The organism is Mycobacterium sp. Aquia_213 (assembly GCF_026625985.1).
In the GTDB taxonomy this organism is placed as follows: Bacteria; Actinomycetota; Actinomycetes; order Mycobacteriales; family Mycobacteriaceae; genus Mycobacterium.
On the sequence record NZ_CP113116.1, the window covers coordinates 420,594 to 434,450 of the forward strand.

Annotated in this window: 11 protein-coding genes, 1 tRNA gene and 1 pseudogene; 6 read left to right on the top strand and 7 right to left on the bottom strand. The window is 65.7% G+C overall.

Annotation, left to right across the window (positions count from 1 at the left end):
• Window positions 1–13 precede the first annotated feature (13 nt).
• The 4 genes and pseudogenes from LMQ14_RS01940 (at window position 14) to LMQ14_RS01955 (ending at window position 3,607) form a co-directional block, all read left to right on the top strand.
• A complete protein-coding gene (locus LMQ14_RS01940; protein ID WP_324291097.1) occupies window positions 14–1,216 on the top strand; it encodes a PPE family protein in 1,203 nt (400 codons plus the stop codon).
• 6 nt (window positions 1,217–1,222) lie between these two features.
• A pseudogene (locus tag LMQ14_RS01945) lies at window positions 1,223–1,366 on the top strand (DUF732 domain-containing protein); the annotation flags it as partial.
• 401 nt (window positions 1,367–1,767) lie between these two features.
• Entirely contained in the window at window positions 1,768–2,571 is an 804-nt protein-coding gene (locus tag LMQ14_RS01950; protein ID WP_267733186.1) for an SDR family oxidoreductase, read from the top strand.
• Between the two features lie 139 nt (window positions 2,572–2,710).
• On the top strand, window positions 2,711–3,607 hold the full coding sequence (locus LMQ14_RS01955; protein ID WP_267733187.1) for a helix-turn-helix transcriptional regulator: 897 nt from the start codon (window positions 2,711–2,713) through the stop codon (window positions 3,605–3,607).
• 92 nt (window positions 3,608–3,699) lie between these two features.
• Here the strand turns inward: LMQ14_RS01955 and LMQ14_RS01960 are convergent, their stop codons facing one another.
• Window positions 3,700–4,551, bottom strand: coding sequence for a hypothetical protein (locus tag LMQ14_RS01960; RefSeq protein ID WP_267733188.1), 852 nt, complete (start codon window positions 4,549–4,551; stop codon window positions 3,700–3,702).
• Window positions 4,552–4,827: 276 nt separating this feature from the next.
• Here LMQ14_RS01960 and LMQ14_RS01965 point away from each other — a divergent pair, with 276 nt between their 5' ends.
• The gene (locus LMQ14_RS01965; RefSeq protein ID WP_267733189.1) at window positions 4,828–5,532 is read left to right on the top strand and encodes a response regulator transcription factor; all 705 of its coding nucleotides are present in this window, start codon (window positions 4,828–4,830) and stop codon (window positions 5,530–5,532) included.
• Here LMQ14_RS01965 and LMQ14_RS01970 read toward each other — a convergent pair.
• From LMQ14_RS01970 to ponA2, 6 genes are all read right to left on the bottom strand, one after another.
• Window positions 5,478–6,896: a sensor histidine kinase gene (locus tag LMQ14_RS01970; protein WP_267733190.1), complete on the bottom strand. Its 1,419-nt coding sequence runs from the start codon at window positions 6,894–6,896 to the stop codon at window positions 5,478–5,480. The two genes, LMQ14_RS01965 and LMQ14_RS01970, sit on opposite strands and share 55 nt — an antisense overlap.
• Before the next feature lie 14 nt (window positions 6,897–6,910).
• Entirely contained in the window at window positions 6,911–8,176 is a 1,266-nt protein-coding gene (locus LMQ14_RS01975; protein WP_267733191.1) for a hypothetical protein, read from the bottom strand.
• A 60-nt stretch (window positions 8,177–8,236) separates the two neighbouring features.
• A tRNA-Pro gene (locus LMQ14_RS01980) sits at window positions 8,237–8,313 on the bottom strand.
• 60 nt (window positions 8,314–8,373) lie between these two features.
• The gene (locus LMQ14_RS01985) at window positions 8,374–9,480 is read right to left on the bottom strand and encodes a PLP-dependent cysteine synthase family protein (RefSeq protein WP_267733192.1); all 1,107 of its coding nucleotides are present in this window, start codon (window positions 9,478–9,480) and stop codon (window positions 8,374–8,376) included.
• Window positions 9,477–10,436: a metallophosphoesterase gene (locus LMQ14_RS01990; RefSeq protein WP_267733193.1), complete on the bottom strand. Its 960-nt coding sequence runs from the start codon at window positions 10,434–10,436 to the stop codon at window positions 9,477–9,479. The genes LMQ14_RS01985 and LMQ14_RS01990 overlap by 4 nt, the downstream gene beginning before the upstream one ends.
• Window positions 10,437–10,493: 57 nt before the next feature.
• Window positions 10,494–12,920, bottom strand: a complete 2,427-nt coding sequence (gene ponA2, locus LMQ14_RS01995; protein ID WP_267733194.1) for a transglycosylase/D,D-transpeptidase PonA2 — start codon at window positions 12,918–12,920, stop codon at window positions 10,494–10,496.
• Between the two features lie 361 nt (window positions 12,921–13,281).
• Between ponA2 and LMQ14_RS02000 the strand changes: the two genes are divergently transcribed.
• Complete coding sequence (locus LMQ14_RS02000; protein ID WP_267735306.1) at window positions 13,282–13,632, top strand: WhiB family transcriptional regulator; 351 nt, start codon at window positions 13,282–13,284, stop codon at window positions 13,630–13,632.
• The last annotated feature ends 225 nt before the right edge of the window (window positions 13,633–13,857 follow it).

A 13,857-nucleotide genomic window follows, 5' to 3' on the forward strand; every position in this document is an offset into this window, starting at 1 on the left:
AGGAGAAGATGTCATGCTGAACTTTGGGGCATTACCGCCGGAAGTCAACTCGGCCAAAATGTATGCCGGCGCGGGATCGGGATCGATGCTGGCGGCCTCGGCGGCATGGAACGCGCTGGCTGCTGAAATGCGTGCTGCGGCAACCAATTACGACGCGGTGATCAAGTCGCTCGTCAGTGAGGGCTGGCTGGGCCCGGCTTCGGCGAAGATGGTGGCGTCGATCGAACCGTATCTCGCGTGGATGGAAACCGCCGCCGCCCAGGCCGAGCAGGCCGGCGCGCAAGCCAACGCGGCCGCCGCAGCGTATGAGGCCGCGTTTGCCGCGACGGTGCCGCCGCCCCTGGTCGCGGCCAACCGCGTTCAGCTGGCAAACCTGATGGCCACCAACATCTTCGGCCAGAACACCGGGGCGATCGCGGCCACCGAGGCCCAATACGGCGAGATGTGGGCGCAGGACGCCTCCGCGATGACCAGTTACACCACCGCTTCGCGCGCGGCCAGCGACATGACAGTGTTTAGCGCACCGCAGGCCGACACCACTACGGCCGGAACGGCCTTGCAGGCCGACGCGGTCAACAATGCGCTGGCCGCCCCGGCCGCGACTCAGGCGACCAGCATCTGGGACTGGCTGGGTTTGTCGCCCGACTCGAATACGTCCACCACCGGACTTGCCGGGGTGATGAACTTTTTCAGCAATTCCAACCCGAATCTGATCGGGGCCTTTCTCAACAATGCCTCTGTCTCCGGCGTCTCCAACGGGTTCACGACCAACGGGATGCTGAACCCGACGACATTCGTCGATTCGATGGTGACAATCAATGGTCAGAGCGCAATAGGGGCAACCACGGATGGGCTGGAGGATCTGGCTGCCGGCCTGGCTAGTGCCCCCGCGCTGGCATCCGCGACCACAGCCCTGCCCAGTGCCGCAGCGACCGCAAGCCTGGGACAGGCGAGCCTGGTTGGGGCACTATCGGTTCCGCCGACCTGGGCCGCCACCGGAGCAACGGTGAGCACGGTTGCCGCGACGACTCAGGTCGGGGCCGGGGCCTATCACGGCTTTGGCGCGGCCACCCCGATGGTGATGGAAGAGGCCGGGGCAGTGGGCATGCCCGGGGTGCCCCTGGCCGGCATTCCGGGTGCGCACGAGGACGAGTTCGCCGACCCGATCTATGGATTCCGCCCCCGCGTCATCGCGCGCCCGCCGGCGGCAGGGTAGCGAGATATGAAGGTTTCACGGTTTCTCCCCGGCGCCGCCGCCCTGATCGGGCCGGCCGCACCGGCGCACGCCGACCCCGGTGACGATGCCTTCCTGGCCGCGCTCAACAACGCGGGCATCAGTTATCAGAGCCCGGACCGTGCGATCAAGGGGTGATCGCCGATGCGCCCAACCGGGTGTGGGCGGTGGACTTCCAGTTCACGTCACCACCGATGGGCGACCGGTCAAGATCGTCTCGATCGTCGATGAGCACACTCGTCTCCGGGATCGAAATCGGCCCAGTAAGAAGTCGACGTGGATGCCGGTCAATTCACCGGTGGTGGCGCGGGTGGCCAGGATCGGGAAAGCTCGTCCATCCGCTTCGGACCGTTAGCACCGCGACTGCGGCAGGAAAACCCCTCGGCCTGAGGCCAAACCGCAAGCAGCGGCTTGGGACGTTCCCTTCGCCCGCCTCGGCTGGGATTCGGCCGTGTGGATTCAAGGGTGGTTCTCGCAGTACCTGTATCGCCAGGATCTCCCAGGGGTCCAACGCGCCTGCCAAACTGGTTAAGATGGCAAACGACCAATTCACATCGCACACAGGCCTTTTCGATCTGAGTGGAAAGTGCGCGCTGGTCACTGGTGGCACCAGGGGCATCGGGCTGATGATAGCGCGCGGCCTTCTGCAGGCAGGCGCCCGCGTCGTCATCAGCTCACGCAGTACGGACGCGTGCGCGGAGGCGCAGCAGCAGCTGTCGAAATTCGGTGAGGTCCAGGCGATCCCCGCCGACCTGTCCAGGCACGACGAGTGTCAGCGCCTCGCCAACCTCGTGACGTTGAACTCGGAATGCTTGAACATTCTGGTTAACAATGCGGGAGCGATGTGGCGCGAGCCGCTGGCGACGTTCCCAGAGGAGGCCTGGGACACCGTGATCGACCTCAACCTCAAGTCGCCGTTTTGGCTGGTGCAGGCGCTGCTGCCCGCACTCCGCAGAGCGGGTACAGCCGATGATCCCGCGCGGATCATTAACATCGGCAGCATCGCCGCTATCCACGTCGCCCAGTCGCCCAACTACTCGTACGCCAGCAGCAAAGCGGCACTCCATCAACTCACCAGAGTGCTTGCCAGAGAATTGGGCCCGCAGCACGTCACGGTGAACGCGGTAGCGCCGGGAGTGTTCCCGTCGCAGATGATGGCATCCACGCTCGATGCGATGCGCGACGCGATCACGGAGTCGGCCCCTCTGCGCCGGCTCGGCCGCGACGACGACATGGCGGGTATCGCTGTGTTCCTGGCCAGCCGGGCTGGTTCCTACCTCACGGGCGCCATCGTCCCCGTCGACGGCGGCATCGCCACGACCGCATCGGGTACTTAGCATCGGCGCGGGGCTTTACCATTCACCAGCCGGTGACCCAGGCTTCTGATGGGGGACACCGGCGAGGTCAGGCAACGCTGGTCGTCGGGGTACCAGCAGTACCTCCCCTTTGCCAGCGCGACGCGCCTACGGTGAGGGGATGGCAACGATGGATCTACGCACCGAGATCCGGGACTTTCTCAGCTCGCGTCGCGCCCGCATCGCCCCCGAGCAGGCGGGCCTGACCGCCTACGGCCGCAACCGTCGGGTCAAAGGTCTGCGTCGTGAAGAGGTAGCGCTACTGGCAGGGGTATCGGTCGACTACTACGTGCGCATGGAGCGCGGCAGCCTCGCTGGCGCCTCCGACGGCGTGCTCGAGGCGTTGGCCTCTGCGCTACAACTCGACGAAGCGGAGCGCGATCACCTGTTTCACCTCGCACGCCAATCCGGGGCGCCCAGCAATCCACGCCGGCACAAGCCGGCGGCCGTAACGGTGCGCTCGACACTGCTGCAGGTGCTCGACGCCATCTCCGATGCGCCGGCCTGGATCTGTAACGGACGTTATGACGTGCTCGCCATGAATCAACTCGCCCGCGCGCTGTTCTCACCGGTGCTGGCCGACCCGCGACGGCCCGCGAACACAGCGCGGTTCGTCTATCTAGCTCCCGAGGCGGCCAAAGATTTCTTTGTCGACTACGACCGAATCGCCAGTGACGTGGCCGCAAAGCTACGCATGGAAGCGGGCCGCAATCCGCACGACGAAAAGCTCATCGCCCTGGTCGGCGAATTGTCAACGTGCAGTGAGCTATTCCGGCAACGGTGGGCATCTCAGGACGTGCGGCTGCACCGGTCCGGCCGCAAGCTGGTGCACCATCCGGTCGTGGGCCAACTCGAACTGGACGTCGAGTCCCTGGAACTGCCCGACGAACCCAATCTGCTCCTCAACGTCTACACCGCTGCCGCGGGCACGCCGACCGCCGACGGTTTAGCGCTACTAGCGTCGTGGGCGGCCACCCAACAGACGCCGGCGACCGAACTCCAAACACCCAACGGGTAGTCCAGGCTGGATCAACCGAGACACCACGACTTGCGGGCTGTAGGCGGTCACGAAAAGTCAACCGCTAAGCACCGCGGTCGCGAGGCGAATGGTCAGCTGCCACCCGGACGGTGACGGGGACCCGTTTCGGGCGCGGCCTCGTCGACCGCCTCTGACTCCGCTTCCGTCGCCTCGGCATCGTGCTCCGCACTGGGGTGGCGTCCCGCGCGCTGCGGCAAGGCGATGAGCAGCACGATGATGACGGCGGCGAGCACCGCCGAAGCCAGCGGGCGGCTCAGGTTCAGGCCGCCGTGGTCGATTGGCTTGTCGAGAAAATCGCCGACGGTCGCGCCGAGCGGGCGGGTCAGGATGAAAGCCAGCCAGAACAGGGTGACGCGCGAGATGCTTGTCCAGTAATACAGGGCCGCAACCACGAGCAACGCGACGCCGAAGACCACCGCACCGCCCTCGTAACCGAGCCCCCCGTCGTCGGCGAGCCAATCACCGAGGGCGGTGCCCAGCGTCTGCGAAAAGGTGATGGTGGCCCAGTAGAACGCTTCGACTTTCGGCGTCGAGACGGTGTTGACCGAAACCGTACCCTCGGACCAATGCCAAAGCCCGAGGGTGGCCAACAGGAAGAACAGCAGCAGCAGCGATCCGCCCGCGTAACCGATCCCCAGTGATCGATCGGCAAAGTCGGCCAGCACGGTGCCGAACGTCGTCGAGGCGACGATCGTGAGCCAGTACAGGGTGGCGTGGAAGCGCTTGGCGAAGATCTGCGCGGCGACCAGTGCGATCAGAGCGCCGCCGAATAGCACCACACCCGCCAGATATCCCCAGTCCAGCGTCATCGTGACGGTGTCGCCACCAGTCTCGCCGAGTGTCGTTGCCAACACCTTGATGACCCAGAAACCAAGGGTGACCGCCGGCACCTTGCTCAACGCACGCTTCGTCATCTCGCTCATGAGTGATCACCTGTCGATGTGCGGACCGCGTCTTACCTCACGCGCCGACGTGTGCCGGTGCTTTCTCCATCCTTCCCGAGCCGAGTTGAGAAGACGCTGAGAGCCGAGGCTGTGCACAGGGGATCCGGCCGTCCTCAGCGCTTTCTCAGCGTCGTCATGCCACCGTGTTGCGATGGGCCAATCGCCGTCACATTGGGCGGACGGCCTTGACGAATAGGCGCAGAATGATCGCCAGGGGTCTACCGGACTCGCGCCGATGAAAAAGGAGTCGAGCGAGTGAAGGTGCTGGTCGTCGAGGACGAGGCGCGGCTGGCGGCGACGCTGACGATGGGCTTGCGCGCTGAGGGTTGTGTGGTGACGACTGCCGACAACGGTCACGACGGGTTGTGGGAGGCCACCGAGAACCGTTTCGACGCAATCATTTTGGACATCATGCTGCCGGGTTTGAGTGGCTACGAGGTGCTGCGCCGGATGCGCGCAGCCCAGGTGTGGACGCCGGTATTGATGCTCACCGCCAAAGATGGCGACTACGAGCAGGCGGACGCGTTCGACTTGGGCGCCGATGACTATCTGACCAAGCCGTTTTCGTTTATCGTGCTGGTCGCGCGGCTGCGGGCGTTGGTTCGTCGCGGCGCCCCCGAGCGGCCGGTGGTGTTGACCGCGGGGAGCTTGTCGTTAGATCCGGCGCGGCGCATCGTGCGCCGCAACGACGAAACGATCACTTTGACACCGCGGGAGTACGGGCTGCTGCATTATCTGATGCGCAACAAGGGCAACGTGGTGAGCAAGACCGACATCTTGCACAACGTCTGGGATCCACACTTCTCCGGAGACGACAACCTGGTCGAGGTCTACGTCTTCTATGTACGGCGCAAGATCGATTTCCCATACCGTACCAACACAATTGAGACCGTACGTGGGGTCGGCTACCGCCTGTGCGCCGAGGACGACGCCGAGGTCGGCGCGACCAGCGGGAGCTGAACGACCACCGCGGTACCGCCGCCGGGACGGTCGTCGATACGCACGCTACCGCCGTGTGCGCCCACGATTTCGAACACGATGGCGAGTCCCAGTCCGGCACCGCCGCCGCTGCGGGCACGGTTGGTGTCCAGTCGCACGAACCGCTCGAACACTCGTAGCCGGTCGGCGGGCGCGATTCCGGGACCGTCATCGGCCACGGTCAGGCAGGCTTGACCGTCCTCGGACCGCACCGCGACCTCCACCCGCGACGCCGCGTGGCGCGCTGCGTTATCGACAAGGTTGCGCAGCACGCGCGCCAGCGCGCTGGAGTCACCCACTAGCCGCGTCGGAGCAAGGTCGGCGTGCACATCCAGCGACGTCTCGCGCCGCAGCCGGGCCACCTCGGTGACGGCCAGATCGTCGATGTCGGTGTCCGTGCCGCGCAACGCCAATCCTTGTTCGTCCGCGCGGGCCAACAGCAACAGGTCGTCCACCAACGTTTGCATCCGGTGCGCTTCCGGCAACAGCGTGTCGGCGGCGAGCCGGTCGTCGAGCAGCTCGGGGTGGGCGATACTGACTTCGAGCGCCGAGATCACCGTGGACAGCGGGCTGCGCAGTTCATGGGAGGCATCGGCGACGAACCGGCGTTGGGCGGCTTGGCTGGATTCGAGGCGGGACAGCATCTGGTTCATTGTCGTTGCGAGCGTGAAGATTTCGTCGCGTTGCGGTGGCACCGGCACCCGCTCGGCGAGATCGGAGGCACTGATGTCGGCAACCCGGGAACGAATCGCTTCCACCGAACGCAGTGACCGTCGCACCAGAACGTAGGTGGCCAGTCCGGCCACCGCGATCACCAACGGCGCGGCCGCGGCCAGGCCGATCGCCACGGTGGACACGGTGGTTTCCACGCCCTCGGTGCCGGCCGCGACGAGTACGACGTAACGTCCGGTCGGCGTGTCAACCGCCTGCGCGGATACCCGGACGTCGTGCATCCGCACTGCGGCGCCCGTGATCCCGATCCGCGGGGTACTTCCGATCGCGTTAAGCGCCACCATCGGGGGCTCGGGGGTGGAACTTGACGAGGCCACCCAATGCCCGGCTCCGTCGAGAATCTGAACGGCGACGATGCGCTGGTCGGTCGCCAGTAGGGGCGGATCGAGATCGGGGGCGCCCGCCGACTGCAGCGTCTTGGCGATGTCGCGCAGGCGACTAGCCGCCGCGTCGTCAGCGGCTGAAGTCAACGCGAAGTGCAAGACCAACAGCAGGATCGCTCCTGCCATGGTCAGCGCCACCAGAATGACGGTTGCCGAAACCAATGCCGAGCGCGCCGAGATGCTCCACGCCCGTGGGTGCAGCAACGTTGGCATCCGGTCTGAATGTGCCATCAGCACGGACGGTACTACCGCAGCGCCGTCGACAATGCGGTCAGCTGCTGCGTCTCGGTGGCCGGGTCAGGCGTGCGGGCCCGCACGGCCGCCAGTACGCCATCGATCTGCTTGTCGAGGGTGTGCCACGCGGTTTGGTTCATCGGCTTCAGCTTCGATTCGTCGTCATCCCATGCGGTTTCCAGGTCTGTGATCCGGGTCTTGGCGCCGGCCTGGTCGCCGGCCCGGACCTTGGAAAGCGTGTCCTGGGTGATGGTTCGGAATTTGGCGACCTCGGCCGGCGGAAAGGCCGACGTGAGTTGTCCGGGCGCAGCGGGCGCGGCGCTCACGGGCGCGGTTATCGACTCCGCTTCCTCATCGGTTTCCGCGGCACCGGAATGACCGTGGCCACCCCAGATCAGCACCGCACCGGCAATGGCTGCCACGACCGCGTAGTACCCCAGCATCAGCCGCTCGCGCGTCGGAGTCGTGGTGACAGTCGCAGCGCGGGTGGGGCGTTCGTCGCCGATGACATCGCTGCGGCTAACCATCAGATACCCGACCGTGGCGAGGATCGCGGCCAAGAAGAGTGCGCTGGTGACGGTGGTTCCCCAACCCAGACCGTGGTTTTCCGGCGCGGAGGCCAGCCAGTCGCCAAGGTTGGCGCCCAGCGGGCGGGTCAGAATGTAGCCCAGCCAGAAGGACAGCACCGGGTTGGCGCCGGCCCGCCAGCCGATCGCAATGGATGCGATCAGACCCGCCGGCAGCAGCACCGACGTGCCCGGCCCCCAGCCGGTGAGCTGCAACGTCCAGTCACCCACGGCGGTACCCAGGGCAAAGGTGACCAGCACCGCCAGCCAGTAGAACAACTCGCGCGGGGTCGTGACGACGCTGTGGATGGACAGGGTGCGTTCCCGCAGGTACCAAACCGTGAAGACGACGGCCAACGTCGCCGCGAACACGGCGGTGCTGACCGCCAGGGGTACCTGCAGCTTGTCGGTCAGGATGTCGGTGTAGAGCGTGCCCGCGATGCTGAGCACGACAACCGCTGCCCAGTAGACGATCGGCACGTAGCGGTCGAGGACCAACTGGAAGCCCAAAACCACGCCCAGGGCGACGGTGAAGATCAGCGCCGTCACGATAAGGCCAAGGCCGACAGTGGTACTCATCCAGTCGGCGAAGCTCTCCCCGACAGTCGTGCAGAGGATCTTGATGATCCAGAACCACACGGTGACCTCAGGAACCTTGCTGAGCATCACCCGGGGATTGCCGAGGGCTATGGAACGGAATGTCTGGCTCATGGCGCCCGAAGGTACAGAAAGGTCGCTGAGTCAACGCTTAGGAATTGCCAGCCGCAAAACTGGTCGGGGTGGCGGGATTTGAACCCACGGCCTCTTCGTCCCGAACGAAGCGCGCTACCAAGCTGCGCCACACCCCGCGTGAAGCCTCGACAGCCTATCGCACCCGCCCGCCGACTGCCCAAACCGCTGGCTGAGGGCTAGGTCCAGCTGCTCTTGCGCTCGAATTCGACCAGCGACTCGGCAGGACCGATCAGATCGAGGCCCTGCGCAGCGACCCATTCGTCGCTGAAATACGTGTCGGCGTAGCGGTCGCCGCTGTCGGCGATCAGCGTGACCACCGAACCGCTGCGGCCGGCGGCGACCATCTCGGCCAGCAGGCCGAAGGCGCCCCACAGATTGGTTCCGGTCGACGGCCCCACCCGCCGTCCCAGCACCGCGCTGACGTGACGCGAGGCAGCGATCGACGCCGCGTCGGGCACCGCGACCATGCGGTCGACCACGTCCGGCAGAAACGACGGCTCCACCCGTGGGCGCCCGATTCCTTCAATACGGGACGACGCCGGCATCACCAGGTCGTAGCGCTGCTCGGCGTAGGCGGGAAAGAACGCGGAGTTCTCCGGGTCGACGACACAGAGCCGGGTCGCGTGCCGCCGGTAGCGGATGTAGCGACCGATCGTCGCGCTGGTTCCGCCGGTGCCCGCGCCGACGACGATCCACTCCGGGATCGGGTGCTTCTCTTCGCGCATCTGCGCGAAGATCGACTCGGCGATGTTGTTGTTGCCGCGCCAGTCGGTGGCCCGCTCGGCGTTGGTGAACTGGTCCATGTAGTGGCCGCCGGTCTCCTGGGCAACGCGCTGCGCCTCGGCGTACACCTCGCTGGAGTTCTGCACGAAATGGCAACGGCCGCCTTGTGATTCGATCAGCGCGACCTTCGACTGGCTAGTGCCCTCCGTCATCACGGCGACGAACGGCAGACCCAGCAGGGAGGCGAAGTACGCCTCGGATATTGCCGTCGAACCCGACGACGCCTCTACGACCGTCGTGCCCTCGTCGATCCAGCCGTTGCACAGCGCATACAGAAACAGCGAGCGCGCCAGCCGGTGCTTGAGGCTGCCGGTGATGTGCGTCGACTCGTCCTTGAGGTACAGCGCAATGTCGACATCGGTGGACCAGGCCGATGGCAGCGGGTAGCGCAACAAGTGAGTGTCGGCGCTGCGACGGGCGTCGGCCTCGATCAGCCGGACCGCATTGTCCGTCCAGCTTCGCGACAGGCTGCGGACCGCGATCTGGGTCCGATCGTTCAACGCAGCGATGCCGCAGGCTGCGAGCGGCCCAGGTTGCTGCTGGAGTCCCGCCCACCCATCGGGGCGGCGATCAACGTCAGCATGGTTGCTTCGGGCCGGCAGCAGAACCGCACCGGCGCAAACGGGGAGGTGCCCAGGCCCGCCGAGACATGTAGCTGCATATTGGCGCCCCAGCGCGACGGCCCCTTCGCCCGGGTGCGGTCCAGGCCGCAGTTCGTCACCAGCGCGCCGTAGAAAGGCAGGCACAGTTGCCCGCCGTGCGTGTGTCCGGCCATCACCAACTGGTAGCCGTCGGCGGCGAAGCGATCCAGCACCCGCGGCTCGGGGGAGTGCACCAGTCCCAGCCGCAGATTCGCCGCCGGGCTGGCCGGGCCCGCGATCGTCTCGTAGCGGTCGCGGTCGATGTGCGGGTCGTCCACGCCCGAAGCGGCCAGGTGCAGGCCGGCCACCTCGAACTCGCGCCGAGTGTGGGTGAGGTCAAGCCAGCCACGCTCGGTGAACGCCGCCCGCAGATCCTGCCAGGGCAGCGGTTCTCCCTTTATCCGGTGGGACGGGTTGGTCAGGTAGTTCAGCGGATTCTTCAGCCGCGGGCCGAAATAGTCGTTGCTGCCGAAGACGAAGACACCCGGCCGCGACAGCAGATCGCCCAGGGCCTGGATGACCGCGGGGACCGCTTTGGGGTGGGCCAGGTTATCGCCGGTGTTAACGACCAGGTCGGGCTCCCAGCCGGACAGCTCACGCAGCCAGGCCTGCTTGCGGCGCTGGTTGGGCATCATGTGCAGATCGCTGATATGTAGTACGCGCAGCGGTGTGGAACCCGGCGACAAGACGGGCATCGTTATCTCGCGCAGGACGAAGGCGTTGCGCTCGACGACCGCGGCGTAACCGATGCCGGCGACGGTCGAACCGATCGCGACAGCGCCGGTGCGGATCAGGGCGGGCAAGACATCAGCCATGCGCGCAGTTTACTGCGGGGCGCTGAATCAGGAGCCGTGTGTCGCGCCGTTGCGCGCCTAGGGAGGCGGCTGTCCGGGCGGTGGCGGCGGTGCCAGCAGCGGAATGGTGATCGGCGGCAGCCCGGGGATTTCTATCACCTGCGAGCCGACCGGCAGCGGCACACCGTCCGGCGGCATGGGCGGTGGCGGCGGGATCCCGTTACTGACCTGAATGGTGACGACGGAACCCGGAATCGTATTGCCGGACGGCGCCGTTCCGACTACCTCGCCCAATTTCGCGGTGCTGTTGACCGAATTGGTCTGGTCGGCGACCTGGAAGCCGGCCTCCTTGAGGCGCGAGCGTGCGGCGTCCACATCCATGCCCGCGACGCTGGGCACCCGTGAGCCGGGTGAACCCTCGACGTACCGGGGATCCGTCGGTGGCAACTTGATGTCGCCGAAGCTCAGGGCGATCGGTTTCATGGCGGTGAACCAGGTCCGTGCGGGCTCGTTACCGCCGTACAAGTCGCCCTCGCCGCAGTGGCGCAGCGGGGACGAGCACAGGTCCGTCGGCGAGGTGGAGTCGTCGTAGATGTAGTTGGCCGCCGCGTAGCGGCTGGTGAAGCCGACGAACCCGGAGGAGCGGTGGGCCTCGGTGGTGCCGGTCTTACCGGACACCGGCAGGTCCCATCCCGCCGCACCGGCCGAACCGGCCGCGGTCCCGCCGCCCGTCGCGTCCTTGCTCATCGCGTTGGCCAGGGTGTTGGCCAACCCTTCGGGCACCACCTGGTCGCAGGTCTGGGTGGTCACGGCGACTTCGTTGCCGTTGCGGTCGATCAGCTTGTCAATCGGGTTGGGCGGGCACCACACGCCCCCGGAGGCCAGCGTGGCCGCGACATTGGACAGCTCCAGCGCGTTCACCTCGATCGGACCAAGAGTGAACGAGCCGATGTTCTGGCGTTTGACGAAGTCGGCGAGGCTCTCGTTGCTGTCGGGGTTGTAGTCACGGGCGGTGCCGGGATCGGCGTAGGACCGCAGCCCGAGCTTGACCGCCATGTCGACCGTGCGCGTCACCCCGACCTGCGAGATCAGCTTGGCGAACGCGGTGTTGGGTGAGGTGGCCAACGCATCGGTCACGTTCATCGACCCGCGGTAGTTACCGGCGTTGACCACGCACCAGGTGTCCTTGGGGCAGCCCTTGGCGCCACCGCTACCCAGGCCCTTGGACTGGAACCGCGGCGGCACCTCGAGGTTGGCGTTGATGCCCATACCCATGTCCAGTGCGGCGGCGGTGGTGAAGATCTTGAACACCGACCCCGCGCCGTCGCCGACGAGGGAGAACGGCTGCGGCCTCATGGTCTGGCCGGCGTCGACGTCGAGTCCGTAGGTGCGGTTGCTGGCCATGGCCATCACCTTGTGCGAATCCTTGCCGGGCCGGATCACGCTCATCACGCTCGAGATTCCCGGCAGGGTCGGACTCGCAAATCTGTCGATCGCGGTCTTGACCGGGATCTGCACGTCCGGGTCCAGCGTGGTGCGGATCAGGTAGCCGCCCCTGGCCACCTGTTCCTTACTTATACCGGCGCGGGAGAGGTACTCCTGCACGTAGTCACAGAAGAAGGCACGGTCGCCGGCCGCGATGCACCCGCGGGGCAGCTCGTTGGGCTGCGGCAAGATTCCCAGCGGCGTCGCCTTGGCGGCACGCAGCGCGTCGGCCTCCTGCGGCAGGTTGTCGATCATCGTGTCGAGGACCAGGTTCCGCCGGGCCAGCGCACCGTCGGGGTTGGTGTACGGGTTGAGCGTGCTGGTCGACTGCACCATGCCGGCCAGCAGCGCCGCCTGCTGCCAGTTCAGATCCGACGCGTTGATACCGAAGTAGGTCTGCGCCGCGTCCTGCACCCCGAACGAGCCGTTACCAAAGGAGACAAGGTTCAGGTAGCGGGTCAGGATCTCCGGCTTGGTGAAGGTCTTGTCGAGCGTGAGCGCCATCCGGATCTCGCGCAGCTTGCGTGCCGGCGTTGTTTCGACGGCCGCGCGCTTTTCGGCATCGGTCTTCGCGGTCACCAATAGTTGGTAGTTCTTGATGTACTGCTGCTCGATCGTCGAGCCCCCTCGGGTCCCGACGTCGCCGGACGCGTAACCCGCCAGCCCGGTCAGCGTGCCCTTCCAGTCCACCCCGTTGTGTTCGGCGAACCGCTTGTCCTCGATCGAGACGATCGCCAGCTTCATAGTGTTGGCGATCTTGTCCGTGGGCACCTCGAACCGGCGCTGCTCGTACAGCCACGCGATGGTGTTGCCCTTCGCGTCGACCATCGTCGAGACGGCGGGCACCTGTCCCTCGAGAAGCTGGGCCGAGCCGTTGGCGACCACCTCGGACGCCCGGTTGGATATCAGCCCCAGGCCGCCGGCCATCGGGAACATCAGCGCCGTGACTACCACACTCGCCAGCAGACAGCAGCCAGCCAGCTTAAGAATTGTGAGAGCTGCCGGGGGGCGGTCTGACATGCGTACTACAGTAACCGGCCCTTGTCGCGCGACGCGCCGTCGATCCGCACAGCGGACCCAGAACACGTGACCTGCGGCTTTGCTGACTATCGGGATGGGATGTTTTCGCTCGCGTTACATATCAGCCACCCAAAAGGGGTACTCAATCTCATGATCCGGCTTACGCTCAACGATAAGACGGCACGCCCGTCCCAAAAAAAGCGTTATCAGACTGTTGCGCAATTGACCCCTGACCACCTAACTTATACAGACGGTGAGATTCAGGTAACACCGATCCGCACAGTGTGGCGTGGATCGCATCAACGATCTGCCACCCAAGGAGGGCGGTCGTAAATTGCGACCGGGAGGAAGGGAACAGCTCGTGTCAGGAACACGACCGGCGGCACGCCGAACCAACATTGCCGCGGCACAGGGGGTGCTGCACAGTGTGGATGCTGAAGAACGAATTGCCTGGGTGTCCCAAGCGCTATGCCGGACCACTGACCCCGACGAACTGTTTGTTCGGGGCGCTGCCCAGCGCAAGGCGGCGGTGATCTGCCGTCACTGCCCGGTGATGCAGGAATGCGGAGCCGACGCGCTGGACAACAAGGTCGAGTTCGGTGTCTGGGGCGGTATGACCGAGCGGCAGCGCCGGGCGCTGCTCAAGCAGCACCCCGAGGTAATTTCGTGGTCCGATTTCTTCGACAAGCGCCGGAACCGCGGCGTCAGCTGACGCTTTGAAAGCGGGTGCGCCGCGTCGTGGCGGCGCACTGGTAGGCCGAAACTTATTATTACAGAATTGTTACAGCGCTGGTTGGATTCAGCGCATGTTCAATAGTCATTCTAACGCGAACTTCCTTGTGCGAGATGGCATTTCGCTGTCATAGCTGCGCGTGTGTGCAATGGTCACCAACCGGCTCAATTTTTGGCGGCCGCTCAGCGGCCTGTTGAACAAGCC

Excerpts from the sequence above, each read along its gene's own strand:
- LMQ14_RS01940 (WP_324291097.1), top strand. The coding sequence starts at position 14 with ATGCTGAACTTTGGGGCATTACCGCCGGAAGTCAACTCGGCCAAAATG.
- LMQ14_RS01950 (WP_267733186.1), top strand. The coding sequence starts at position 1,768 with ATGGCAAACGACCAATTCACATCGCACACAGGCCTTTTCGATCTGAGT.
- LMQ14_RS01955 (WP_267733187.1), top strand. The coding sequence starts at position 2,711 with ATGGCAACGATGGATCTACGCACCGAGATCCGGGACTTTCTCAGCTCG.
- LMQ14_RS01960 (WP_267733188.1), bottom strand. The coding sequence starts at position 4,551 with ATGAGCGAGATGACGAAGCGTGCGTTGAGCAAGGTGCCGGCGGTCACC.
- LMQ14_RS01970 (WP_267733190.1), bottom strand. The coding sequence starts at position 6,896 with ATGGCACATTCAGACCGGATGCCAACGTTGCTGCACCCACGGGCGTGG.
- LMQ14_RS01975 (WP_267733191.1), bottom strand. The coding sequence starts at position 8,176 with ATGAGCCAGACATTCCGTTCCATAGCCCTCGGCAATCCCCGGGTGATG.
- LMQ14_RS01990 (WP_267733193.1), bottom strand. The coding sequence starts at position 10,436 with ATGGCTGATGTCTTGCCCGCCCTGATCCGCACCGGCGCTGTCGCGATC.
- ponA2 (WP_267733194.1), bottom strand. The coding sequence starts at position 12,920 with ATGTCAGACCGCCCCCCGGCAGCTCTCACAATTCTTAAGCTGGCTGGC.